Below are 24,648 nucleotides of genomic sequence, written 5' to 3'. Positions count from 1 at the left end.
TTCACAAGGTCATGCAAAAATCCTGCGTACGCCACTGGCAAATTTGCTGCCAAAAACATTCACCAGCAAACCCGCCATCACGATCGCCGCTCCCATCAGCTGCGTGTGGCTCAATGCTTCACCAAGCAATACCCAGGCGGCAGTCAATCCGACCACCGGTACCATCAGGGTAAGCGGTGCAACCAGATGCGTAGGCAGGCTGGCCAGTAATTTCCCCCATAGCGTATAACCGATCAGGGTTGCGGCAACAGCAAGATAAACAATCGTCAGGCCTGATGATAAACTCATATTGCGCAGACTGTGCTCAATCACGTCCGCGCCTTCAAACACGTATGACAGCAGCAGGAAAGGCAGAATGGGTACCATTGCACTCCATGACACCAAGCTCAGCACATTGGTAACGCCGATTTTCTTGTTAATGACATTGCCACTGGCCCATGACAGGGCGGCGCACAAGGTCAGCATAAATCCTGCAACGGTAACCTGACTGGCAGAACTGGAAATACTGACGCTGCCCAGCAAGATCAGGCCTATGCTTGCCATCAGCATGCCGATCATGTTGCTGGCGCGCAGTTTGTCGCCAAACACCAGCGCAGACAGACCCACGGTGAAGAAGGCCTGCGCCTGCAATACCAGGGACGCCAGGCCCGCTGGCATACCCACTGCCATGGCCGAGAACAGGAAAGCGAATTGCCCAAGGCTGATGAACATTGCATAAGCCAGCAATAATTTGAATGGCACTTTGGGGCGTGGCAAAAAAAGAATTGCCGGAAACGCCACCAGCATGAAGCGCAATGCTCCCATCAAGAATGGCGGGATACCTTTCAAGCCAATTTTAATCACCACGAAATTCATGCCCCATAACAAAATGACGATGGCAGCAACGAGTATGTGGCGTGGACTCAGGACAGATTTGGACATTGTTCAGATGTGATGAATAGTGAGGTTGGGCAGCGTGGCTGCGGCCTTAGGCTTTTTTCGCCAATACACGCTTGGTCGATGCCGGATTGTTAATCAGCTTGCCGGCGGGCCGTATAGGGCGGGGTGCAAAATTACCGCCACAGTTGGGGCAAACACCTTTCAGTTCGCCTTCAACACAATTGACGCAAAAGGTGCATTCAAACGTGCAGATGCGGGCATCGGCAGAAGAGGGTGGTAAATCACAGTCACAACGTTCACAATTGGGGCGTAGTTCAAGCATGGCGACTTTCTTTGGAGTTGGCTGGCAACGGACATGAAGCAGAATACCAGTTTGCCTGAATAGCACCAGCCATAAATGCGACCATTCGCGGTCATATCAGGACATTCATCTCAACTACGTATACTTGAAAATATTTCATGCAGTCCATCTTTACTTATCCGCAATTGAAAGACATTGCCAGCCGCAAGGAGCTTGATAAAAGCCGTCAACTGGCAAAACAAGACACACTATTACCCGAACAGGCATTGCGAATCGTGTTGCTGCGAAGCGCGCAACTGGCTGGCTTGGCAGATATAGCGCAACTTGGGCAATGCCGTGCTGAAGCAAAAATAGCTGCCCGGCTACAAAAGACTGAGCGTCGCGTACAGCAAAAAAAGCAGGCAAAAAACCTGCAAGACAAAGCTCGCCAGATGCAAACAGCACTGACCTGGCTGGCTTGGTTTGATGGGTCAGCCGTCCCCAATCCAGGCAAATGTCAGATTGCTTGTGTGCTGCAAGCGCCAGATGGCAGGGTATTTGAATATACGGAGAAACTTGATCACGGTGACAGCTCAGACGCCGAATACAGCGCCCTGATCCTGGCTTTGAAAAAAGCACAGCAACATCAGGTCACAGATTTGCTCGTGCAAGGTGACAGCCAGGTCGTCATCCATGACTTCAATCAGGTGAAAACCAGTGTTCTGCCACGCATGGCCGATTACCGGCAACAGGCGAGGCAGTTCATCGATGCATTTGATCAATTGCAGCTACGCTGGGTGCCAAGGCATAAAAACAGTCTGGCTGACGCCTTAACTCAAATACGCGTCCAGGTGTCCCCTCTGCAGGGCCAGCCATAGCTGATCCAGCATGGACGGCCGTGGATGTTGTATCTTGCTCAGTAAAATCAGCTGGCGTGCATAGACTGTATCTGGAATGGGAGTAAGAACACAATCCTGGGCCAAGCGTTCGATACCGGACCAGTGTGGTACCAGACTGACGCCCACCTTGTCGGCAACCAGCATGACGATGGTTTCCAGTGCATCCAGGTCACACAGGGCATTGATGTCGAGATGCTGGTCTTTCAGGTATTTTTCAGCAAAACGACCACCCCATGATGCCGGGTCATAGCGTATGTAGGGGCCGCTTGTCAGCATGGCATGAATACCAGCGTCAGGTGCAGTGTGCGAAAGCAAGACCAGAGGCTCGCTTTTAAGATTTTTCGCGCTCAGGTTTCTGGCTAGTTCGAATTCCGGTGCAACCAGTATTGCTGCGTCTATCTCGTCATCAAGTACAGCCTGGTATAAAGCCCTTGAAGTGCCTGGCACTATACCCGGCCTGAGCCCGGGTGCATGCTGGGTCAAATGACGCAGGGCAGCTGGCAGCAAACCTGTCATTGCTGTAGAGATTGCACCTATCCTGATACTGCCAGTCAGCCCTTCACAGTCGATATCTCCAGCCAGCAGACTGACTTCACGGACTATATGGCGGGCACGTGACAACAAGCGCAGGCAGGCTTCTGTCGGTTTGGCAGAATGGGCAATTCTGGATAACAGTGCAAAGCCCAGTTCGCGCTCCAGTGCCTGTATCCTTTGACTGATGGCAGCTGCTGTCAGGTTTTCATGGCGTGCAGCTTCGGCGATTGAACCGTGTTCTATCGTTGCAATCAGGCTTTGTAAGTAACGGCTATCCATAAGAATTATTTTTGAAGATAATAAAAATTATATGTTATCTCTTTTCAAGATAAGACATTACTATTTTGCTTTAGCAGTCGTTCAATCTGATCCAATATTAAAAGAGGGGGAGTGCAATGAAAGCACTGTTTCATCTGGCCTATCATGTGCAAGATCTTGAGCAAGCCAGGCAATTTTATGCAAATGTGCTGGGCTGTCGCGAAGGGCGCAGTACCCTTACCTGGGTTGATTTTGATTTTTTCGGGCATCAGATATCGCTGCACCTGGGCCAGCCGTTTGCTACTACCAATACTGGCAGGGTGGGCGATCACATGGTCCCCATGCCGCATCTGGGCGTGATATTGGCGATGCAAGACTGGCAAGCCCTGGCTGACCGGCTGCGTGCGCACCAGTTGCAGTTCGTGATGGAGCCCAGTCTGCGGTTTGTCGGGCAGGCTGGTGAGCAGGCCACCATGTTTTTCCTTGATCCATCCGGCAACCCGATAGAGATCAAGGGTTTTACCAATCTTGAAAGTGTTTACGATAAATGAGTTCAAAATCAATGACTGTCATTCCCTTCATCGCCGCACATGGCTACCCGCATACGCAGGCGTGGATAGCGGCTTTGCAGCTTGCATTGCCTGATGAGCATATCGTCGCCTTTGATGAGTTGACCGAAGAAGCCAGGGCAGCTTGCCAGGTGGCCATCGTTGCCAACCCTGATCCTGCTGATTTGAAACAATTGCCGCAATTGGTATGGATACACAGTGTCTGGGCTGGCGTAGAGCGCCTGGTCGCAGACCTGGGTAATACGGATCTGAAAATTGTACGCCTGGTTGATCCGCAACTGGCCAGCACCATGGCAGAAGCGGTACTGGCATGGACTTTATATCTGCATCGTGAAATACCTGCTTATGCAAGACAACAGGCGCAAAAGCTATGGCAGGCCCGCGACTATGTAAGGCCTGAGGAAAGAACCATTAGCCTGCTGGGTCTAGGAGCCTTGGGGGAAGCGGCCGCAAACCGTTTGCTGCAGTCAGGCTTCAAGGTGTGTGGCTGGAGCAGAAAGCCAAAGACCATTGCCAATATCGAATGCTTTACCGGTGAGCATGGATTGCCTGCCATGCTGGCAAAGACAGATATTCTGGTATGCCTGTTGCCACTGACGACAGACACCAAAGGTCTTATCAACGCACAAATGCTGGCGGGTTTGCCCACGGGTGCTTCGCTGATCAATTTCGCCAGGGGAGCCATCGTCAATGCTGCTGACCTGCATGTGGTGCTTGATAATGGCCACCTTGCGCATGCAGTATTGGATGTGTTTGAAACTGAACCGCTACCTGTCGCAGACTGGCAATGGCAGCACCCGCAGGTATCGGTATTGCCGCATTGCGCCGCACCAACAGACCGCACGACGGCTTCGCGTATCGTTGCGGAGAATATACGGCGCTATCGTGACACCGGCGAGTTGCCGCAGACTGTGGATGTCGCCAGAGGTTATTAATGCATTTGCTGTTCAGGTTTCAGGTCGTCTGAAACCTGGCGATTTTCGTCAATATTGTCTTCTGATTATTTTTGAAAATGTTTGCAAATAGAAACAACGATCGTCAATACTATTCTGGACAGCTTTGCCGCACGTCAATATACTGAATTTCACTATGCATGGCTGCCCCTGCAGTCGTGCCCAGTCATCCGTTTCATTGATGAACAATGAATATCAAAGCAAGCATCCCAGTTCTGATTCAAATAGTTTGTTCCGACGTTTTTAAAAATAAAATTATTTTTGCCAGGAGACACACCATGAAAAGACTTTTCTCACTGATCTTGTTTGGTATTTTATCTTTTGCCTTACAAGGTGCCGTACAGGCCGCAGAAAACAGTACGAATGAACAGGCGCAGGCAATGGTCAAGAAGGCGATTGCCTATTACAAGGCCAATGGCAAGGAAAAAACTTTTGCGGCAGTCAATGATCCGGCAGGCCCTTTCAATGAACGCGACCTGTATGTCGTCGTGTATGACCTGACTGGCACAGTCGTGGCGCATGGTGCCAACAAGAAGCTGATCGGCAAGAACATCATCGATCTTAAAGATACAGATGGTGTGATGATCATGAAAGAACAACTGGCTGCAGGTAAAGGCAAGAATGGCGGTTGGGTCAACTATAAATGGCCGCATCCGCTGACGAAAGAAATGACGCAGAAATCCATGTATAACGAAGTCATCGATGACGTCATGTTTGCTTGTGGCGTTTATAAATAAACGTTTTGCAAAGATGCGGGAGCGTGCATGCTCCCGCATTATCATGTCATCAGGCAGCCCAGTTTAAAATCCCAGCAAACCCTTCAGTACATCCGTTGCCTTGACCTTGGGCTCTTCTTTTTGTTCGGGTTTTTGTGGTTGGTCTGAGGGGGAAGATTGTGAAGACTGGGGCGATTGTCTTGACCTGCGTCCGCCCATATCACCCATGCCACCCAAAATTGAACTGAAGGTAGACTTCACGCGTACCTTGGTTTGCCAGTCGGGTTCCCAGGCGATTTTTGTATCGGCAGGGCGGGGCGGGTAGGCGAAAACAGCATCTGATCCATACGCAATCATGCGCAACATGCCCGTGCCCTGCTCACCAAATATGCCTTTGGGTACGTCACATTTTGTTGTGCTGGCTGGCAAAATGACTTTTTCATTGATCCATTTATCGACATCGGCATTGGTCTGGTAATCGACGAGACCAAAACCAAAGTCGGGCAATTCACTGGATGTCCAGACGATGACTTCAGCACTATCGCTATTGCCAGACTGTTGTCCACCCATGACGCTGATGAAATAACCACGCGCATTGGCAATCGATTTCCATTCGAGGTTGACACCACCATCTTTTTTGGTTTGCGCCAGCTCTATCGGGGCCATCAAATCCTGGCCTGGTCCAAGGTTCACCTTGAAACTGTCCGGGATGCCATTGCCGGTAAACTGGTGTTGCCCGACGAGGGAAGCGGTGTCGGGCACCTTGCGGTCATCGACCTTGTTTGGCCAAGAAGGCCAGCCCGGTTGTGAACGCGCACCCTTGGTAACCTTGCCACGCATGACAAAGAATTTCGCATAATCTTCAGGTGAAGACTTGGCGACATCAAGCACCCTTGGCTGGCCCGGACGCACGGTTTCACCGCAACCCCAGTAAATCGAAATCTTGCCCTTCGGCCTTTCATAACTTGGTTCGGTCGGCGTCTCTTCAGTTGTTGTGACCGGTACAGGCTTGTCAGGTACAGGCGCGACCAGCTTCAGACTATCACCCAGGTTCATGCCTGCCGGTATTGCCTGTGTTGCTTCAGTCAGCGCCGTATTCTTGCTTGTATAGACCGACACATCAACATACCGGCCGCTGCTGAAACCCATGGAGTGCGTATTGCCAAATACATTGCCCCGGTCCGTGCTGCCAGACGACCCGCGCGCCATCCCGCCCAATGCACCAAAGAAACCGCCAGACTGACCACCTTGCATGGCACCACTCATCGCACTGGGCATATCACTGGCACTGGTGGCGATATCAATATAAGCCAGCGCAATCGGCGCCTTAACGACTTGCGCGCCACCCTTGGCTGGTGCAGCAGCAGGCTTGTCTTTTACAGCGGCGGGTTTGGTTTGTGCGGTGGTAATCAGGGGGAATGCTAATATCCCGCAAGTGGCAAGAGTGGCTTTTAGCAATGGAGTGATGCGATCGCGTGTAACAACAGTCTTCATGGGAAAAAACTCCTTATGTCGGTTGGCAACTTAGAGAGATAAAGCGGTCATTCTACGTCTTGAACTAAATTCGATTTGTAGTGAACGGGAGTTATCTTAACGCAATTGCTGACAAAGATTAAATTAAATGCCATGCTCATATTGCTGTGGATTCTTAGTTGATTTCTAGTAGATTTAAAAATCTGTTAAGAAATTTAAGTGTGTTATTAATAATTATTGCTGCATGGCTAAAATAAACACTACTTTTGTCGGCGATGAGCTTGAGAGCCGCATATGTTCTTTCTTTGAAGCTGAGATTTCGGCGGATCGATTTTGGGCGCGTCGAGAGTGTTGCAAAGTCTTTCGAAAAAAGGGATATTTTTCAAAAGATCGAGGAACTAACATAATCTTCGATTTATCGATTGAAGTATTTCTTCCTGGAGAAGATAAATTTTCTTTGCTGTTTCTAGTAGAGTGTAAAAATTATACTCATTCAGTACCAGTAGATGATGCAGAAGAGTTTTTTGCAAAAGTGCAACAGGTTGCAGCGGCAAACGCAAAAGCAGTTATTGCTAGTAATGCGTCATTTCAGTCTGGAACTCGGGCTTTTGCTAAATCTAAAGGTATGGGTTTGCTTCGTCACTTTGATTCCTCAAATTTTAAATGGGAATTACATCGTTCGCCATCTACGAACGCATCTCTATATAGTCATAAACAAATTGATATTGAAGATGGATTATCTAGACAGGATTTTCAAAGTGGCACTTTTGATTTCTACTTGCAATCGGCTTCAAACATAACGAATTGCGTGTGGGAATTTTTCGACAATCTTGCAAGCGATACGGCTCTCAATGTTAATTACTTAAAGCGAGCGTTGAATACACCTAATAAATTAGCGAATGAGGTTCCATTTGTAGCGCAAGATGAACTTGAAAGTCTCAGTTATAAGGTATTGCAAGGGATTGGATACAGACTTGGTGAGGTGTCCTTGGAAGATATTTGCCGGCAAGAGTCCGAGCTTAATGGTCTAACAGTCCATAATACTCAAGCAATGTGTGTAAAAGAAGATGGCAGGCATATACTTGGAACAATTCGCTTTTCTCCACTTGAAATCTATATTTATTCTGAGTCAGTCCCTAATCGTGGTCGTGAGAGATTTACACTTGCGCATGAACTTGCCCATCATTTTCTTCAGCACTCTCGTTTTTTGTCTGGGGAAATATGCGAGGATGCAGATTTTTCGCTAACTCGAGAAAAATTATCTATAGGCATTCCAGAAATAATTCGAATGGAATTTCAAGCAAATTATTTTGCGGCTTGCTTGCTTATGCCCAAAAATATATTTGTAAATGATTTTCTAGGCTTGATCGATTCCCTCAATATTAAGAATAAGGGTTTCGGTTCCCTATATGTCGATAATCAGTTGTGCAATATACAAAATTATGATCGCATACTGATTGAGTTGATGCTGCAATATGGCGTTTCGCGTCAAGCAGCAGCAATTAGATTAAATAGTTTAGGATTGTTGAACGACGTTAGGGAACCAATCTATTGAAATTCATTTATAGAAAAGATTTCCTTTAAATTACCCTAACAAAAAAGGCTTACAGATCGAAATCTGTAAGCCTTTTCTTTTTTCTTTGGTCGGGGCGAGAGGATTCGAACCTCCGACCCCGTGCACCCCATGCACGTACGCTACCAGGCTGCGCTACGCCCCGACACTGAGTCAAATATTATAGTCCATCATGGCGTTTTTTGCCATATTTGCGTAGAAACTTATTTAATCATTGCCGTGATGAAAATATTTGTACGCGTTTGATACGTAATTTGACTAAAATATTTTCATATTTCAGAAAAAACTGTGAAAATACCCGTCTATGGCCGCCGTACGGGATTACGGTGCTTAAAAACATTTCTGAAAATAAAACATGACAATTAAAATCAGTCAGAACTTCGATGCGGGAGCGATCGAAGTCGTCAAGGTGGAGTTGGCGGGGGAAATCGAATTAAATTTGCGCAAGGATTCACATGCCGATATCTGGCAATGGTTTCATTTCCGTTTGCAGGGCGCGCGTGACCAGCAAGCGGTAATGCGCATCATGAATGCCGGCGAAGCGACTTATCCCAAGGGTTGGGAAAACTACCGTGCCGTTGCCAGTTATGACCGCGCCAACTGGTTCCGCGTGGATACCGAATATGATGGCAAGGTGATGACGATAAGTCATACGCCTGAGCGCGACAGTGTCTATTACGCCTATTTTGAGCCGTATACCTGGGAGCGTCACCTGGCCTTGCTGGGCGGTGTTGAAAACTCCGCGCTTGCACGGGTAGAAGACCTGGGCAATACCGTCGATGGCCGTGACCTGAACATGATTGTGGTCGGTGACCCGGCTGCCGAGAAAAAAGTGTGGATCATTGCACGTCAACACCCGGGCGAAACCATGGCTGAATGGCTGGTGGAAGGCACTTTGAATGCCTTGCTGGACCCGTCCAACCCGGTCGCACGCAGCATACTGGAAAAGGCGGTTGTTTATATCGTCCCGAATATGAACCCGGATGGTTCAGTACGCGGCAATCTGCGCACCAATGCAGCGGGCGCCAACCTGAACCGTGAATGGATGACACCTTCGCTGGAAACCAGCCCGGAAGTGTATTACGTCAAGAACAAGATTCATGAAACGGGCTGCGACCTGTTCCTGGATATCCATGGTGATGAAGGCTTGCCCTATATATTTGTTGCCGGCAGCGAAATGCTGGCAGGCTTCAGCGAAAAGCAAAAACTGGAGCAGCAGCATTTTGTTGACAGTTTTTGCCTGGCCAGCCCGGATTTCCAGACCAAGTATGGCTACGAAGCCTCGAAATACAATGAAGACGTATTGAAGCTGGCATCGAAATATATAGGCCATACTTTCAAATGCGTTTCACTGACGCTGGAATTGCCATTCAAGGACAATGCCAACCTGCCCGACGCCGATGTAGGCTGGGACGGTTCACGCAGTATCAAGCTGGGTGAGGCAATGTTGCAACCGATTCTGGCTTCCTTGAAGGCATGAGTGCATAATTCCGGTAAATAATTAACCGGAGTTGTGATGGGCGTAGAAATTGAACGCAAGTTCCTTGTCATCAATGAAGATTTCAGGCAACAGGGGCAAGGCACATTTCTGCGCCAGGGTTATATCTGTTCTGAGCCTAGCCGCATCGTACGTGTACGCATAGAAGCAGAGCGTGCGATGCTGACCATCAAAGGCCTGTCTGAAGGTATCAGTCGCGGCGAATGGGAATATCCCATCCCGCTGGCTGATGCGCAAGTCTTGCTGGACACTGTCTGCCAGCAACCCCTGATAGAAAAAACACGTTACCGTATTCCCATGGGCGACCTGGTCTGGGAAGTCGATGAATTTTTTGGTGATAACCAGGGTTTGATCGTGGCTGAGGTTGAGCTGGAATCAGAAGACCAGCCTTATGATCGTCCCGACTGGCTGGGTGCAGAAGTCAGCCATGACAGGCGCTATGCCAATGCAAACCTGCTCAAGCATCCCTACAAGGACTGGGCAGAGCATGGCTAGGCTGATTTTTACCCAGCAGCTTCGGCGTTTCACTGAAGTGCCTGAGGTGGAAACGACGGCTGACAACTTGCACGATGCACTGGAGGCGGCGTTTGCGGTCAATCCGGTCTTGCGTGGCTATATTCTTGACGAGCAGGGCGATTTGCGTTTCCATGTGGTTGTTTTTATTGATGGCAAGCGCGTGACTGGTCACAATAAACATACTGGTTTACACGATACTCTGCGCGCAGACAGTCAGGTGCATGTCTTGCAGGCACTTTCCGGAGGCTGATAATGAAAGCGATGATTGCAACCCGCAAGGGCCTGTTTGAGATGCTGCATACGGCAGACGCAGGCTGGAAGATCGACCAGATCAGTTTTCTGGGTGAACCGGTCAGTATGTGCCTGCATGACCGGCGCGATGGCGCTATCTATGCCGCACTTAACCTGGGGCACTTTGGCGTCAAGCTGCATCGGCGTGATGAAGGCCGCAGTGACTGGACTGAAGTAGCCGTACCAGCTTACCCTGAACATGCAAAGACGGATGATGATGTGGAATGGAAGCTCAAAGTCATCTGGTCATTGGTCAACGGTGGTACGGAAGAGCCTGGTGTCTTGTGGGCCGGTACCTTGCCGGGTGGTTTGTTCAAATCGACAGACCGTGGCAATAGCTGGGAACTGAACCGCCAGCTATGGGACAAACCAGAACGCAAGGGATGGTTTGGCGGTGGTTACGACAGCCCGGGCATACATTCCATCTGCGTGAACCCGCGCAATCATTTGCATATCTTGCTGGGTATCTCATGTGGTGGCGTCTGGCAAAGCTTTGACGGCGGACAAAGTTGGGCACTGGCGGCTTCTGGCATGCGTGCATCTTATATGCCGCCAGACCTGGCAGAAAACCAGAACACACAAGACCCGCATCTGATCGTGCGCAGCAAGTTCGCTTCGCATGTCTTGTGGTGCCAGCATCACAACGGCATCTGGCGCAGCGAAGATGATGCTGCCAGCTGGCAGCAACTGCATTTGCCTGAATGCATCCCCGATTTCGGCTTCGCCGTTGCCGCCCATTCACGCGACCCGAATACTGCCTGGTTTGCGCCGGCGATAGCAGACCAGACGCGTGTGCCACTGCATGGTGCCTTAAGCGTTACGCGTACGCGGGATGGTGGCAAGACTTTTGAATCATTACGAAATGGTTTGCCACAACAGGATTGTTATGACCTGATCTACCGTCACTGCATGGTGGTGGCTGATGATGGTAAAAACCTGCTGATGGCATCTACCACAGGCAACCTGTGGGCCAGCGAAAACGCGGGCGATGGCTGGCAGCAGGTGTCATCAAACCTGCCACCTGTCTATGCGGTCAGGTTTTATTGAGATTAGCTGCTTAAGCCTGTTTTAAGCATTGGAACGTACCGGTACGCGCTGGGCAGGGTCATAAAAGAAGGTTTCTTCGGCAATGCGTTCACCTTCCCAGCGTTGATAGGCCAGTTCTTCCATCTGCGTGACACTGCCATCAAGCCATTCAAAACGGAAAATCCAGCGTATCACCACCTTGTCATCTGTGACAAATACGGGGCGTACACATTGAGACGACACCGATCTGGCGCGTGACATGACGGCATGCTCTGCAGCGACATGCGCATCGCGGCCTGTTCTTGGTGTTGCCTGGTTTTCTTGCATCGTTGAATTTTCTGTATAAAAAATTTCGCAGGCTTTGGCATGGTCGTTGGTTTCAACCATGGCGATGAAGCGTTCCAGTGTTTCGTTGCTTGGCATGATGGGTTTTGTGTTGAGTTACTGGGTGTAAGGTCTAATAACAGCGCGAGATGGATTCTGCCACGCAAACCGGTTTGTCCTGGCCTTCACGTTCTATGGTGACTTCCCAGGTCATTTGTGCGCCATCCTTGATATCTTCAATTTGCAGTAATTTCATCCTGGCACGCAGGCGGCTGCCAACCGGCACAGGCGAGGGAAAGCGTACTTTGTTGAGGCCATAATTCACGCCCATTTTGACGTAAGTCAGATGCAGGGCATTTGCCAGCAACATGGGTAGCAGCGACAGCGTTAAAAAGCCATGCGCGATAGGGCCACCAAAAGGCGATTCGCGTTTGGCTCTTTCTACATCAATATGTATCCATTGGTGGTCACCTGTTGCGTCAGCAAAGGTATTGACGCGTCCCTGGCTGATCTCTACCCAGTCAGACTGGGCGACTTCTTCACCAATCAGCGCTTTTAATTCGGCAAGGCTGTGAATTTCTCTCATCGGTTTTCCTTTTCAGATTCAAGCAGGACGGCGGCCAAACATGCCCATGCCGGTGATGGTGCAGACCAGTTTGCCATCCTGATTGACGGCTTTCCAAAGGGTGTTGATGACACCGCGGTCAGGCTTGGACGTGGATACTTTGCTGGCCAGGGTTTCTGCGGTCACAGTCAGCGTATCACCTGGGCGCACTGGCAAAATCCAGCGTATTTCATCAACACCAGGCGAACCCATGCTGGAAGAATTGGCCAGAAAGCCATCAACGACCATGCGCATGATCATGCCGCAGGTATGCCAGCCGCTGGCGATGACACCGCCAAAGATGGAGTGGCTGGCGGCTTCTTTGTCAACGTGAAAAGATTGCGGGTCAAACTGCTTGGCGAAGTTGATGATTTCTTCTTCAGTCACCGTTCGCTGGCCAAGTTCAATAACGCTGCCAGGGACGAAGTCTTCGAAATACCAGGTATCTGTCTTGATAGTCATGTAAGGTCCTTTTAAACAAAAAAAATCCCGGATAAGCCGGGATTTTTCCTGCGCGATTACGCTGCGTTTTTAAAGCCGGGTTGTGCCACGAATCTGGCGAGGTGATGATCGGTATCGCCCAGTGACAGTTCGAGTATGGTCAGGCGCTTGAACATATGCGAAACAGGCAATTCATCGGTCACGCCCATGCCGCCATGCAGTTGCACCGCCTGTTGGCCGATATAACGTGCGGCCTGGCCGATGCGTGCCTTGGCCGCGGACACGGTGCGACGGCGTTCTTCGACATTGTCAGAAGAGACCTTGACCGCAGCCAGTGTGGCCATGGAACGTGCCTGTTCCATTTCCATGAACATTTCTGCCATGCGATGTTGCAGCACCTGGAACTTGCCAATTGGCACGCCAAATTGCTGACGTGTCTTCAGATAATCGAGCGTGGCCGCGGTGATCGCTTCCATGATGCCTATGGATTCTGCACATAGCAGGGTGACGCCATAATCTGCTACGGCATCGAGCAGTTCCCAGCCTTGTCCCACTTCAGCCAGCAGTGCACCGGATGCTACCTGCACATTGTTCAGACTGATGTCGGCCGCGCGGAAACCATCTATGGTGCGGTAGTCGCGGCGGCTGACGCCAGTTGCATTGGCATCAACCACGAACAGACTGATGCCATCGGTGTCTCGCTGCGCACCGCTGCTGCGGGCTGAAACAATCAGCTTATCTGCCTGTGCACCATGCAGTACCACGGTTTTCGTTCCGTTCAGGACAAAGCCATCAGCATTTTTTGCTGCTGTCGTGACGATGTCGAACAGGTCATGCCGTGATTGCCGCTCTGCCAGCGCTGAAGCGAGTTTGATCTCGCCGGTGGCGACTTGTTCGAGGATGTCTGCATGACTGCCGGCTTTTTTCAAAAACTCAGCGCCCATTACGGTTGCAAAATAAGGCTCAATGACGATGCCACGCCCCAGTTCCTGCATGATGACCAGCATGTCCACAGCAGACCCGTTGAAGCCACCTTGTTCTTCAGGAACGGGCAGGGCGGTTGCGCCCAGTTCAGCCAGACCGGCCCAGGCATTGGCAGACACCCCTTCTGCAGAAGCGATGATGTGCTTGCGCTGTTCAAAGCCGTAGTCTTTTTCTACCCAGCGGCGCAGGGCATCAGCGAATTGTTTTTGTTCTTGCGTTAAATTGAAATCCATCTTGTTCTCCTCACAGTCCCAGGATCATCTGGGTGATGATGTTTTTCTGAATCTCGTTTGAGCCGCCATAGATCGAGGTCTTGCGGAAGTTGAAATAATACGGTGCCAGAGGTGCTGCATCATCATCGCCAACAATGCTGTGCGCAGATTCACCTTCGAGAAAGCCAGGGTCAAATGGCAAACTGTAAGGGCCAACGGCCTCTACCATCAACTCGGTCAGCCTTTGCTGGATTTCAGTGCCCTTGATCTTCAGCAGTGAGGCTTCTGGCCCGGGACGGCCACTATCTTGTGAAATAACCCGCAATACTGTAATTTCGAGCGCCATTAATTCGACTTCGAGGCTGGCGACCTTGTTCGCATAAACCGGGTCTTCAATAAGGGGCTTGCCATTCTTGTGGTGCTTTGCGGCGATACGTTTCAGGAATTGCAGCTCGCGCTTGGCGCGTCCGACGGCAGCGATATTGGTGCGTTCATGGCCTAGCAGGTATTTGGCGTAAGTCCAGCCCTTGTTTTCTTCACCGATCAGGTTTTGTATTGGCACCTTGACGTTATCGAAGAACACTTCATTCACTTCATGTTCTTCATCCAGCATGATGATGGGGCGCACGGTAATGCCCGGTGTTTTCATGTCGATAAGCAGGAAGGAAATGCCTTCCTGCTTGCGTACGGAAGGATCGGTGCGCACAAGGCAGAAAATCATGTCGGCATGTTGTGCCAGCGTAGTCCAGGTTTTTTGCCCGTTGACGATGTAGAAATCCCCCTCGCGTTCTGCGCGGGTTTTCAATGAGGCAAGGTCTGAGCCTGAGCCGGGTTCAGAATAGCCCTGGCACCACCAGTCATCGCAATTCAATATGCGTGGCAGGTAATAATCTTTTTGCGCCTGGTTACCAAAGGCCATGATGACTGGTGCCACCATGTTGACACCAAATGGCAAGATAGCTGGTGTGCCTACACGAGCGCATTCTTCTTCAAAAATATGACGCTGGGTCGGTGTCCAGCCAGTGCCACCATATTCAACCGGCCAACCTGTGCCTACCCAACCCTGTTTGGCCAGTATCTTGTGCCAGCGCACGAAATCTTCTCTTGAAAGGCGCTTGTGGTTCAGCACCTTTTGTTTCAGGTCTTCTGGCAGATTCGCTTCCAGATAGGTGCGCACCTGATCACGGAAGGCGAGGTCTTCCGCCGTATAGTTCAAATCCATGTTGTCTCCTGGTTATGATGGCCGCTACTGTCAGGCAAGAAAAAAAGCACGACCGTTCAAAACTAATTGTACAACGGATTTTCAAATGTGTGATAAGCAAAATCCAACAGGATTTGTTGCGGTGCAAAAGAGCAGTGACGGAACGCAGATAGTGTGCTGCTTCTTAATCAGGAAATCTGTTTCTGAAGCCGCATAGGCAGGAAGGAAATGCCATGCATGACTGTTACTTCACCGTTCGCGGTAAAGCCGAAACGCTCATAAACCGGAATCGCATTCAAGGAGGAATTGACGGTGTGGGCATTGCCATGCCCGTGCTCAACTGCATGCAGGTGTGCACGCCGCCATAGTTCTGTCGCCAGGCCGCGGCCCTGAAAATCAGGATGGACGAACAGGTGAAATAAATGAGCAAGATCGCGCATGGCAATCAAACCGGCCAGTTGTTCACCAGCAAAGGCGAGAATGAAGTGGTAACGCGGATCAGCAATGTAGCCTGCCTCAGCCTGTGCTGATACTGAGTGCAGGAACTGTTCTGCACCTGAACCATCGGGGTTGACGATGAAGTCACCGGCAAATAACGCTATAAGCGCGCTGACGTTTTCCGCGTCTTTACTTATAGCGACACGAAACTGAAAAGGGAACAGGTTTGTTTTCATATGAAGGAGGACAGTAAAACCAGTCATTAACTGGCTTACTGTTCTTGGGTATTAATGAAAATGTGTTGCGCCTGGCGTAGGTGCATCGTCCGGCATTTCAGTATGAACGAGGTCGCTCTCACGATCGGCAAACAATGGCGTGCCACAATCGTCGCAAAATTCCATCGCAAAAATTTCTTCCAGCTGGATAATATCGGTCACGCCACATTCGAGCAAAATACTAGGAATTTCTCCGGCTAGTTGCTCATTCTCATCAAGGTTGACTGCGGTGATCTGGTCTTCTGCCTGGTATAGCGGCCAGACCACGCCGTAAATGACTTCAGTCTCATCGCGCAGGCAAAAACTGATACGGTATTCATCAATTTGCCCTGGATTTTCCTGTTCACCAAACGATGCAATGATGACGCTGAACTGATCAGCTTCCTTGCCCAGGGTTTGTGTCAGGTAAAACATGGCAGAGCGCAGGCTGGCGGGTCGTATCTTGATATCCGCCTCGCGGCAGGCTGTGTAATACGCTTCCGGCAACAATAATTCTATGCCACAGCCTGGCAGCAAACGTTTGACGGTTGCTTCGGTCTGTTCCTGCCACTGGAGCAACGCATCTGTTTTTGCTTGTGCACAGTCATATGGCGCATCAATGGTTTGCCATTGAAAGATAGGCGCACCTGCTGGCGCAACCAGTATGCCCAACACATAACGTACATCTGCCAGAAACGGGACAGTCTTTGCTTTTTCCGGTTCAGCGGGTGATGCGGTATTTTTGAGCAGGGCCTGGCTATGGCGTTCCAGCAATGCATAGGTGTCGGCATGGCTGCGTGGCAACTGGTCTATTGAATACAGACTGGGCAACAGGCGCAGGCGCGTTTGATCAGCCAATAAATGCGCTGTCAACTGCGTGCTCAAAATTGTCAGTGCTTCAACTGGTATCGCGCCAGAGGCAATTTCAAAACGTGTCCATGCAAGTGCCGGGGCAGCAATCAGCAGGCTGATGAACTGTTTCCCATCTACTTCAAAATGGGTACAGGTGCTGACGGATTCCAGGGTCTCGGTCAGCACTTCATAGGCGTTTGGATGGGTCTGGAATAAATGCTCGGTCGCAGTGTCCAGCATGTCCTGATGATGCTGTTTCAGGCTTTTGGTGACCAGGGCATCGAGCTTCGCTTGCCAGTCAAGATCTTCGATACGGCTTGCAGATTGGGCTACAGCCAGCGCAAGATTGGCAACGCGTTGACTTTCAGCGGCGAGTTTAAGGCGGTTTCTTTTGATGGGTCTGCGCATGCTGAAATAGTGTTGGAGGGGGTAAGACCATTGTAACGGCAATTTGCCTTACCCCGTATGAATGAAATTATTTCTTTGCGTGTTGGGTGTGTTGGGCGTATTGGGTTTTCCCAAACAGTACGTCTCTGGCTTTATCGTTGTCCAGCGGCTTGCGTAAATCTGCCAGTACCTGTACGCCTCGCTGAACCGCAGGTCGCTGGCTGACGGTATCAAACCAGCGTTTTGCATGGGGAAAGTCTGCCCAGTCTATACCCTGGTTCGCAAACGAGCGTGTCCACGGGAAAGTAGCGATGTCGGCGATACTGTATTCATCGCTGGCCAGGTAGGCAGTTTTTGCCAGTTGTTTGTCGATGACACCGTAAATACGTCTGGTTTCGTTGGTGTAACGGTCTACAGCATATTCAATCTGGGTTGGCGCATAAATACGGAAATGATGTGCCTGGCCGAGCATGGGGCCGACGCTGCCCATCTGGAACATCAGCCATTGCAGCGCCTCATATTTTTCCCTATCGGTTTTACCCAGGAGCTGTCCGGTTTTGCCAGCGAGATATAGCAGTATGGCACCCGATTCAAACAACGCGATGGGTTTGCCGTCAGGCCCATCGGCATCAACGATGGCGGGAATTTTGTTATTGGGCGAAATCGCCAGAAAATCAGGCTTGAACTGGTCGCCAGCACCAATATCAACGGGAATCGCGCGGTAAGGCAAACCGCATTCTTCCAGCATGATGTGCACTTTATGTCCGTTAGGCGTAGGCCAGGAATAAACATCTATCATTGCTTTCCTCTTTACTTGGTTGATTGAAACAGCAGATGTCCCGCACAGCCATTATGCATAGGTTTGCAAAATTGCGCTGCACTTCGAGAAAAATGTCGCTTTGCAGAATAGGAAGGGTGGTTTTTTAAAAAGCGCGCCTGAAAATCCAGTATGCCCGATATACTTTGTGATTGCCCGTTAAAAAAATCAGCCATGAAAACACCTGCATTTTCTTCCTTGCTTGCCTTGCATATGGCGGTATTCCTGTTTGGTGCTGCGGGCGTGCTTGGAAAAATGCTGGCCGTGGGGGCCTTGTTGCTGGTTTTTGGCAGGACCTTGTTTGCGTCCCTCAGTTTATTGCCGGTGCTGGCCTGGCAAGGGCAGCTCAATTTTCGTGAAGTTCCAAAATCCGTCATCCTTTGTGGCGTCTTGCTGGCCGTGCACTGGCTAAGTTTTTTTGCTGCGTTGAATTATGCCAGTGTGGCTTTTGGCCTCATGGGTTTTGCCAGTTTCCCTTTGTTTGTCGCTTTGCTGGAACCCTGGTTTTTTAAAGAAAAAAGGCGTGCCAGTGATGCATGGGCGGCAGTGGCCGTGGTAATCGGGATGATCGTCATGGTTTCAGATGCTTCATGGAAGGATGGTGCCGTCATCGGACTCGCATTGGGTATTTTCTCTGGCCTCGGCTTTGCTTTTCTGGTGATGGCAAATCGTTGGCAGGGTGGGCATATACCTGCCTTCAAACTCGCCTTTCTGCAAAATGCCGTCGCAACGCTGGCGCTACTGCCGTTTGTGTTGGCGGCGGATGTAATGACGGGCATTTCCATGCAAACCTGGGGTGGACTGGTTTTGCTTGGGGTGGTGTTTACTGCCCTGTCGCATGGTCTTTTCATGTTCAGCCTGCGCCGTCTTTCTACCAGCTTCGCCAGTCTGATGACGTCGCTGGAGCCCGTATATGGCATGTTGCTGGCTTACTTCTTTCTGCATGAAATGCCAGGCATGCGCGAAATGGCTGGCGCGGCTATCGTGCTGGCTGCAACCGCGCATGCAAGCTATCTTCATGGCAAGCATTAACAAAATTCTTCCTTTCGTTTTTCACGCGGTCATGTCTGAGTAATTCACGTTTTATTGTCATCGCTTATTTCATTGTTTTTAGCTTAATTTAAAAAATAGACAAAATGGTCTAGACAAAATAATCTAGACCATATATTCTAGATTTAAATCAAGCCAACCCATGAGTAAGCCATGACAAAAAATGTATCTCGCAAACCCACTGCCGCTGAACTGGATTTGTTGCGCCTGATCTGGCAACTGGGGCCATCCACGGTCAGGGAAGTGCATCAGGCCGCCATCAAAGACCGGCCAGACCTGGCCTCGGCCACGGTCTTGCGGCTGATGCAGGTCATGCACACCAAAGGTTTGCTGACCAGGGACGAGACCCAAAAATCTCATGTCTACGCGGCAGCGCAGGGGCAGGATTCCTTGCAGACCAATCTCTTGAAGGATTTGATTCATAAGGCGTTTTCTGGGTCAGCAAAAGATCTGGTCATGGCGGCACTGCGCGGTCATGTCAGCAAGGAAGAGAAAGCAGAAATTCAAAAACTGTTAAATGAGGATGAAAAATGAGCCCTTTTGTTCAATCTGTTGTTCATGCCCTGGGTTGGACTTTATTGCATTTTGTCTGGCAAGGGATGGTGATCGCCTTATTGTTGGCGTTGCTCTTGTATTGCATGGGTGTTGCCAATGCCAGGGCACGCTATCTCGTTAGCTATATGGCATTGCTGACATGCATAGCGGTAGTTGTGTTCGAGTTTTATCAACACCTGGGTGTTACCCATATCAGCGGTGAAGTAGAAATAGAACAAATTGGTGAAATTCCCGTTCGCTTTATATTGAATGCCTCTGTGTGGGGCAGTTTTTCAAGCTGGCTGGAATTACACCTGACGAATGTCGTCATGACGTGGCTGGTGTGTGTAATTTTGTTGGCAGTGCGTATGTGTGCAGGCTTGTGGTGGATAGGTACTTACACCAGCCCCAAACGTAGCAAACCGGATGCCTGGTGGCAAACACGTATAGATCGTTTGAGTGAGCAATTCCGCATACATCGCAACGTGCTATTCAGAGTGGCGGATGACTTGAGCGGGCCTGTTACCATCGGTGTTTTTCGCCCTGTGATTTTATTGCCTGGTGCCATGTTGAGCGGCATGCCAGTCGAATTGCTGGAAATGCTGGTCGCCCATGAACTGGCGCACATCAAGCGACATGATTATTTATTGAACCTGATCCAGACAGTAATAGAAATGCTGCTGTTTTATCATCCGGCAGTATGGTGGATATCAAAACAAATCCGTCATGACAGGGAAGAAATTGCGGATGAACTTGCCGCAAGAGTGACAGGCGAACCGCGGCGTCTTGCTCTTGCACTTTCCGAATTGGCCAACTTCCAGTTCCCAACCCCTCAACTCGCCCAGGCGGCACATGGAGGAAACCTTATGTCACGCATCAAGCACTTGCTTCAACCTCAGGTACAACACACCAGTTTTCGCGGCATTCTTGGTTTGCTTGGAATTGCGGCAAGCACCGCGGTATATGCCGGTCAGGCCCTGTCGCCATTGGCAGAACCTCCCGTGCAGCAGAAGGCACCTGGCATTATCTTGCCACCTTATATAAGCCCCATAAAACCGGAGTTGGTACAAACCGCTGACGCAGAAAATTTACCAAAGAAAGAAATAAAAACGGCACTGCTGCAAACCAAAGTAAAGAAAGCGGCGGAAAAACCAGTCGTTACCAAGGAAGACAAGGATGCTCCAGCACTTGCGCCAGTAGAAAACAATCAGACAACTGAGTCGTCCCCATCTGCTGCAGAAGAAGATAAACCAGTTGTCGCTGATGTGCCAAAAGTGGATGAGACGATAAGACCTAAAGCTAAAATTTCTCTGGATGTTTCTGCATGCTATCCAAAGTACCCGGCTTATTCTTTGCGCGCGCATGAAACTGGGGCGACCTCCCTGATGTTCCTGGTCAAGAAGGATGGCATTATCGATGAGGTAAAAATCATCACGTCCAGTGGTTCTACCACTCTGGATTATGCCGCTGCCCAAGCTTTTCAGGGCTGCAAGATCAAGCCTGTCATCGTTGACGGAGCAGCTGTCGCGCTTCGGTCGAAAATCAAATTTGTGTGGAAGATAAGCTGATCGATATCTCTTTCTTTCTTCCTTTCTGAATATCGCTCTTGAAAGCTAACAGGTCCCTATACATCCGGAGGATAAATGACCGAGTTTCTTCCCGCTCTTGTGAATGCGCTTGGCTGGACACTATTGCACTTCATTTGGCAAGGCAGCCTGATTGCTCTGGCGCTGGGTTTGTTGCTCACTCTGATGGGGCATCGGCATATCAGATCGCGATATGCGTGTAGTTACGCAGCTTTGCTTGTCTGCCTCATTGTGCCGGCAAGGGAATTGTATTTACACCTGAACGCTTCGGCAACTGGCAGGGATATGCAGGTATTGAGCGAGATGCTGGTTTATCCGGTGTGGAATTCAAATGGAATGATGAGCATATCGGACTGGCTGGAAACGCATATGCATGACATCGTCATGATGTGGCTGGTTTGCGTGATGTTGCTTGCCTTGCGCATGTCAGCAGGCTTGCTGTGGATAGGTACGTATGCAAGCCCACGGCGTAGCAAGCCTGACCTGGGATGGCAGGCGCGTACAGATCAGTTGAGCCAGCAATTTCAAATTCAGGGAAGGGTGGTGCTTCGTATCGCCGATGACCTGAGTACGCCTTTGGCCGTAGGTATTTTTCGCCCCATGATTTTGCTGCCAAGTGCCATGCTTGGTGGTATGCCGGTTGAATTGCTGGAAATGCTGATGGCACATGAACTGGCGCACATCAAGCGACATGATTATTTGCTGAATCTGGTTCAGACGGCAATAGAAATGCTGCTGTTTTATCATCCGGCAGTATGGTGGATATCAAAACAAATCCGTAATGACAGAGAAGAAATTGCGGATGAATTTGCCGCAAGAGTGACAGGCGAACCGCGGCGTCTTGCTCTTGCACTTTCTGAATTGGCCAACTTGCAGTTCACAACCCCTCAACTAGCCCAGGCGGCACATGGAGGAAATCTTATGTCTCGTATCAAACGTCTTGTCAAACCTGAAGTAAGCACAGTCAACTGGAGGGCCGCGGTCGCCATTCTGGGAATTACTACCAGTTGCCTGGCTGTGTACGCCCAGGCAAACACACCTGCGGTGCCAGCTGATATTAGTCAGCAGGCGATGGATGCAGCAAAAATGGCCAATGAAAGAAATGGCGATAAAAGACCGGTCATCGACTTCAGAGACTGTAGGCCACAATATCCCAGAGCTGCATTGCGCAGGGAAGAAGCGGGTGTTGTTCAGCTTTCGGTATTGATTGCTTCAGAAGGGCAAATATTGAAAGCGAGAGTAGATCGTTCAACAGGGTTCCCTGATCTGGATAGTGCTGTCGTCACCGCTCTTGAGGGCTGTGCTGCAAAGGCGGTTCCTGGTCAGGTAAATGGTAAAAATGCCATGCTGTGGACAAAAGTGCAGTTTGTCTGGAAATTGAACTAAATAGTAAACCTGACTGGTGCCAGCGAGACTGACACCAGTTTTTAATCAAAGATAATGAAGACACAATTGCTACCTATGATGTTTCGCCATTTCAGGTTTTTTCTCCTTGCATTTCTTTCCCTGGGCGCAGAAGCGGGCACATTGCCTGCTTACCCATTTATCCACGCCAATGGAAGTGCCACGATCACCTTGCCGGCAGATCTGGCAGAACTGGATTTTGAGCTTACAGCATTCACACCAGAGGCAGATGAGTCATTGGCGCTGTTAAATGCGCAATCAGAAGAGGTAATTGCTTTTTTGTTTAATCACAAGGTCGCCAGTGCTGATATGGCAGCGCACGATACCAAAAAAATCGTCAGTGCAGATGAAATGGCAAATGTGGATAAAGCTTCGCAACGTTATCGCCTGATCAGAAATTTTCATGTCTATGCAAGAAATCTTGATCAATGGAACGCAATGACACAATACCTGCTTGCGAGACCTTACCTGGGCAATTTTTCGGTACGGTTTGGTCGCACGGATTATGCCGAGATCGAACATCAACTGACATTGAAAGCGGCAGAGAATGCCAGGGAAAGAGCGAAAGAACTGGCGGCAGGGTTTTCTGTAAAACTCATCGTGCCAACAGCCATTTCTGAGCAGGCTTTAAGCCGCATTGACAGTGAATTGGGGCTGGATGGTGCCAGACTGATACCAGCTTTGCTGACGACATCTGGTGCGGCTGAAAAACCAACAATGAACGATTTATTTTTGCCATCTGCCTTGATGTATAAAAAATCGGTAAATGTTATTTTTCGCACTAGATAGATTTTGTTAAATAAGTTTCGATAACTAAGTTTCGATAAATAAGTTTCGAAATAACAAATCTTTATTGAAGATGTGCATTGATCGATAGATACATTGAGAGTGACAGCAAAGGGAACTTACTTCCCGATGCCGTCACCTACTGTCATCGTTGATTGCGTCGCTGATGACGGTAACATAATCAAGAACATTGAGAAACGCTGATTAAGTTATCGCAAGGCCAGGTTTTTAATTCGTCAAACTAAGACGGCTAGCTATACTTAATCAAAGCTAATCAGTTTTTGGTTTTGGTATCAGTAGTAATTTCACTGGCACCTGTGCCTGCGTTGCTGGTATTGTCAGCTTTCGCATTATCTGATTTACCCTGTTCATTTTTCGACGCACTGACAGAGCGGCCATTGCGCCATGTACTAAATTCGTCGGAAAATTTCTGATAGCGCTCACGCCGCCAGTCGTTGTACTCGTTGTCGAGCGCCTCGATTTGTTGATTGCGCCATTGATGATAGTCAGGGTCGAAATGACCTTCCTGATGGGCGTGACGGCTGTCACGGTAGGCACCCTGCGTTACGGGCTGGCTTTCACCACGGCCATTATTGTTGTAACGCGATTGTGAAAAATAGGCATCGTTGTCGTTGATATAGTGTTGGTCTGGATCGCCTTCATACCCGCGACCATACTGGTTTTGCCTGTTGCCGCGAGAATCCTGATCAGACCATTGGCTGTTGGGATTGACGCCCTGACCGGGGTTGCGCCCCTGATTGGACTGCTGGCCATATGAACCATTGCGGTTGTTGCGGCCATATGGGTCGTTACTGGTGTGGTCAAAATCATTATCATTACCAGCGGGACGGTTTTGCTGATTGTAATATTGTTGATTTACATTGCCCTGGTTGGTGTCCGGGCCGGTGTGGCGTTTTTGGGAGGGGTACTGTCCCTGGTTACTCCATTGCTGGTGTTGGTCGCTTGCAGAGCGTTGACCATAATCATTGGTGAAATTGCCGCTATCGTTAGCGAAACTGTCATTATGACCAAAATTGTCTGCGTGGCCGGCCTGGTTATTTTTATTTTTGCGGCCATCGCCTTGATAATTGTTTCCATGTCCATTTGCATTTTTCATGTAAAGCTCCTTAACGTAGGTGAATGTCGACACATGCAGATCAACGCGAGCCCGCTGACCAGATCAATGCCGACAGAGTGCTTGTTAAAGCCCGTATGCGCCAATGTTGGCAGTGATATGGGCATGCATTAGTTCAAAATGAAGGATTTTATTGATATCAAAGTGTGGCGTGAAAATGTAGTAATGGCTTCA

The 24,648-nt window shown here is 49.7% G+C and carries 27 protein-coding genes and 1 tRNA gene; 14 read left to right on the top strand and 14 right to left on the bottom strand.

Annotated features, from left to right (window positions below; genetic code table 11):
- Positions 1-9: 9 nt before the first annotated feature.
- On the bottom strand, positions 10-906 hold the full coding sequence (locus ACO0LH_RS21980; protein WP_422943292.1) for an EamA family transporter: 897 nt from the start codon (positions 904-906) through the stop codon (positions 10-12).
- Positions 907-967: 61 nt separating this feature from the next.
- Positions 968-1,201 carry a DUF1272 domain-containing protein gene (locus tag ACO0LH_RS21975; protein ID WP_422943271.1) on the bottom strand — a complete coding sequence of 78 codons (234 nt, stop codon included), beginning with the start codon at positions 1,199-1,201 and terminating at the stop codon, positions 968-970.
- 137 nt (positions 1,202-1,338) lie between these two features.
- Between ACO0LH_RS21975 and ACO0LH_RS21970 the strand changes: the two genes are divergently transcribed.
- On the top strand, positions 1,339-2,037 hold the full coding sequence (locus ACO0LH_RS21970; RefSeq protein WP_422943270.1) for a ribonuclease HI family protein: 699 nt from the start codon (positions 1,339-1,341) through the stop codon (positions 2,035-2,037).
- Here the strand turns inward: ACO0LH_RS21970 and ACO0LH_RS21965 are convergent.
- Entirely contained in the window at positions 1,990-2,871 is an 882-nt protein-coding gene (locus ACO0LH_RS21965; protein WP_422943268.1) for a LysR family transcriptional regulator, read from the bottom strand. The genes ACO0LH_RS21970 and ACO0LH_RS21965 overlap by 48 nt on opposite strands.
- 116 nt (positions 2,872-2,987) lie before the next feature.
- Between ACO0LH_RS21965 and ACO0LH_RS21960 the strand changes: the two genes are divergently transcribed.
- The 3 genes from ACO0LH_RS21960 (at position 2,988) to ACO0LH_RS21950 (ending at position 5,109) form a co-directional block, all read left to right on the top strand.
- On the top strand, positions 2,988-3,401 hold the full coding sequence (locus tag ACO0LH_RS21960; RefSeq protein WP_422943267.1) for a VOC family protein: 414 nt from the start codon (positions 2,988-2,990) through the stop codon (positions 3,399-3,401).
- Positions 3,398-4,354, top strand: a complete 957-nt coding sequence (locus ACO0LH_RS21955) for a 2-hydroxyacid dehydrogenase (RefSeq protein ID WP_422943266.1) — start codon at positions 3,398-3,400, stop codon at positions 4,352-4,354. The genes ACO0LH_RS21960 and ACO0LH_RS21955 overlap by 4 nt, the downstream gene beginning before the upstream one ends.
- A 296-nt stretch (positions 4,355-4,650) precedes the next feature.
- Positions 4,651-5,109, top strand: coding sequence for a cache domain-containing protein (locus ACO0LH_RS21950; protein ID WP_422943265.1), 459 nt, complete (start codon positions 4,651-4,653; stop codon positions 5,107-5,109).
- Positions 5,110-5,172: 63 nt separating this feature from the next.
- On the opposite strand, the gene ACO0LH_RS21945 is transcribed toward ACO0LH_RS21950, so the two are convergent.
- Positions 5,173-6,582 carry a hypothetical protein gene (locus ACO0LH_RS21945; protein ID WP_422943264.1) on the bottom strand — a complete coding sequence of 470 codons (1,410 nt, stop codon included), beginning with the start codon at positions 6,580-6,582 and terminating at the stop codon, positions 5,173-5,175.
- Positions 6,583-6,805: 223 nt separating this feature from the next.
- Here ACO0LH_RS21945 and ACO0LH_RS21940 point away from each other — a divergent pair, with 223 nt between their 5' ends.
- Complete coding sequence (locus tag ACO0LH_RS21940; protein WP_422943263.1) at positions 6,806-8,116, top strand: ImmA/IrrE family metallo-endopeptidase; 1,311 nt, start codon at positions 6,806-6,808, stop codon at positions 8,114-8,116.
- 86 nt (positions 8,117-8,202) lie between these two features.
- Here the strand turns inward: ACO0LH_RS21940 and ACO0LH_RS21935 are convergent.
- Positions 8,203-8,279, bottom strand: a tRNA-Pro gene (locus ACO0LH_RS21935).
- Positions 8,280-8,489: 210 nt separating this feature from the next.
- Between ACO0LH_RS21935 and ACO0LH_RS21930 the strand changes: the two genes are divergently transcribed.
- From ACO0LH_RS21930 to ACO0LH_RS21915, 4 genes are read left to right on the top strand one after another with little or no spacing between them, the layout of a single operon-like run.
- Entirely contained in the window at positions 8,490-9,614 is a 1,125-nt protein-coding gene (locus ACO0LH_RS21930; RefSeq protein WP_422943262.1) for a M14 family metallopeptidase, read from the top strand.
- 36 nt (positions 9,615-9,650) lie between these two features.
- On the top strand, positions 9,651-10,127 hold the full coding sequence (locus ACO0LH_RS21925; protein ID WP_422943261.1) for a CYTH domain-containing protein: 477 nt from the start codon (positions 9,651-9,653) through the stop codon (positions 10,125-10,127).
- A complete protein-coding gene (locus tag ACO0LH_RS21920; protein ID WP_422943260.1) occupies positions 10,120-10,398 on the top strand; it encodes a MoaD/ThiS family protein in 279 nt (92 codons plus the stop codon). Before ACO0LH_RS21925 ends, ACO0LH_RS21920 begins: the two co-directional genes overlap by 8 nt.
- 2 nt (positions 10,399-10,400) lie before the next feature.
- Positions 10,401-11,486, top strand: coding sequence for a WD40/YVTN/BNR-like repeat-containing protein (locus ACO0LH_RS21915; RefSeq protein WP_422943259.1), 1,086 nt, complete (start codon positions 10,401-10,403; stop codon positions 11,484-11,486).
- Between the two features lie 21 nt (positions 11,487-11,507).
- Here the strand turns inward: ACO0LH_RS21915 and ACO0LH_RS21910 are convergent, their stop codons facing one another.
- The 8 genes from ACO0LH_RS21910 to ACO0LH_RS21875 form a co-directional block, all read right to left on the bottom strand.
- Positions 11,508-11,888 (bottom strand): nuclear transport factor 2 family protein, encoded by a 381-nt coding sequence (locus ACO0LH_RS21910; RefSeq protein ID WP_422943258.1) that lies wholly within the window; start codon positions 11,886-11,888, stop codon positions 11,508-11,510.
- A 34-nt stretch (positions 11,889-11,922) separates the two neighbouring features.
- The gene (locus tag ACO0LH_RS21905) at positions 11,923-12,375 is read right to left on the bottom strand and encodes a MaoC family dehydratase (protein ID WP_422943257.1); all 453 of its coding nucleotides are present in this window, start codon (positions 12,373-12,375) and stop codon (positions 11,923-11,925) included.
- 18 nt (positions 12,376-12,393) lie between these two features.
- Positions 12,394-12,855, bottom strand: a complete 462-nt coding sequence (locus ACO0LH_RS21900; RefSeq protein WP_422943256.1) for a MaoC family dehydratase — start codon at positions 12,853-12,855, stop codon at positions 12,394-12,396.
- Between the two features lie 56 nt (positions 12,856-12,911).
- Entirely contained in the window at positions 12,912-14,051 is a 1,140-nt protein-coding gene (locus ACO0LH_RS21895; protein WP_422943255.1) for an acyl-CoA dehydrogenase family protein, read from the bottom strand.
- 10 nt (positions 14,052-14,061) lie between these two features.
- The gene (locus ACO0LH_RS21890) at positions 14,062-15,252 is read right to left on the bottom strand and encodes an acyl-CoA dehydrogenase family protein (protein ID WP_422943254.1); all 1,191 of its coding nucleotides are present in this window, start codon (positions 15,250-15,252) and stop codon (positions 14,062-14,064) included.
- A gap of 167 nt (positions 15,253-15,419) precedes the next feature.
- Positions 15,420-15,905 (bottom strand): GNAT family N-acetyltransferase, encoded by a 486-nt coding sequence (locus tag ACO0LH_RS21885; protein WP_422943253.1) that lies wholly within the window; start codon positions 15,903-15,905, stop codon positions 15,420-15,422.
- A 51-nt stretch (positions 15,906-15,956) separates the two neighbouring features.
- Positions 15,957-17,183 carry a DUF2863 family protein gene (locus ACO0LH_RS21880; protein WP_422943252.1) on the bottom strand — a complete coding sequence of 409 codons (1,227 nt, stop codon included), beginning with the start codon at positions 17,181-17,183 and terminating at the stop codon, positions 15,957-15,959.
- Between the two features lie 67 nt (positions 17,184-17,250).
- Positions 17,251-17,961 carry a glutathione binding-like protein gene (locus ACO0LH_RS21875; RefSeq protein WP_422943251.1) on the bottom strand — a complete coding sequence of 237 codons (711 nt, stop codon included), beginning with the start codon at positions 17,959-17,961 and terminating at the stop codon, positions 17,251-17,253.
- A gap of 192 nt (positions 17,962-18,153) precedes the next feature.
- On the opposite strand from ACO0LH_RS21875, the gene ACO0LH_RS21870 reads away from it, so the two are divergent.
- The 5 genes from ACO0LH_RS21870 (at position 18,154) to ACO0LH_RS21850 (ending at position 23,342) form a co-directional block, all read left to right on the top strand.
- A complete protein-coding gene (locus tag ACO0LH_RS21870) occupies positions 18,154-19,011 on the top strand; it encodes a DMT family transporter (RefSeq protein WP_422943250.1) in 858 nt (285 codons plus the stop codon).
- Positions 19,012-19,182: 171 nt separating this feature from the next.
- Entirely contained in the window at positions 19,183-19,563 is a 381-nt protein-coding gene (locus tag ACO0LH_RS21865; RefSeq protein ID WP_422943249.1) for a BlaI/MecI/CopY family transcriptional regulator, read from the top strand.
- A complete protein-coding gene (locus ACO0LH_RS21860) occupies positions 19,560-21,131 on the top strand; it encodes a TonB family protein (protein ID WP_422943248.1) in 1,572 nt (523 codons plus the stop codon). The genes ACO0LH_RS21865 and ACO0LH_RS21860 overlap by 4 nt, the downstream gene beginning before the upstream one ends.
- 75 nt (positions 21,132-21,206) lie before the next feature.
- Complete coding sequence (locus tag ACO0LH_RS21855) at positions 21,207-22,535, top strand: M56 family metallopeptidase (RefSeq protein WP_422943247.1); 1,329 nt, start codon at positions 21,207-21,209, stop codon at positions 22,533-22,535.
- A gap of 54 nt (positions 22,536-22,589) precedes the next feature.
- Positions 22,590-23,342: an SIMPL domain-containing protein gene (locus ACO0LH_RS21850; protein WP_422943246.1), complete on the top strand. Its 753-nt coding sequence runs from the start codon at positions 22,590-22,592 to the stop codon at positions 23,340-23,342.
- 271 nt (positions 23,343-23,613) lie between these two features.
- On the opposite strand, the gene ACO0LH_RS21845 is transcribed toward ACO0LH_RS21850, so the two are convergent.
- Positions 23,614-24,456, bottom strand: a complete 843-nt coding sequence (locus tag ACO0LH_RS21845) for a hypothetical protein (protein ID WP_422943245.1) — start codon at positions 24,454-24,456, stop codon at positions 23,614-23,616.
- Between the last annotated feature and the right edge of the window lie 192 nt (positions 24,457-24,648).

This window comes from Undibacterium sp. TJN19, assembly GCF_049339485.1.
Taxonomy (GTDB): domain Bacteria; phylum Pseudomonadota; class Gammaproteobacteria; order Burkholderiales; family Burkholderiaceae_D; genus Undibacterium.
Note: the sequence above shows the minus strand (reverse complement) of the source record. Positions and strands in the feature narration are given on the sequence as shown.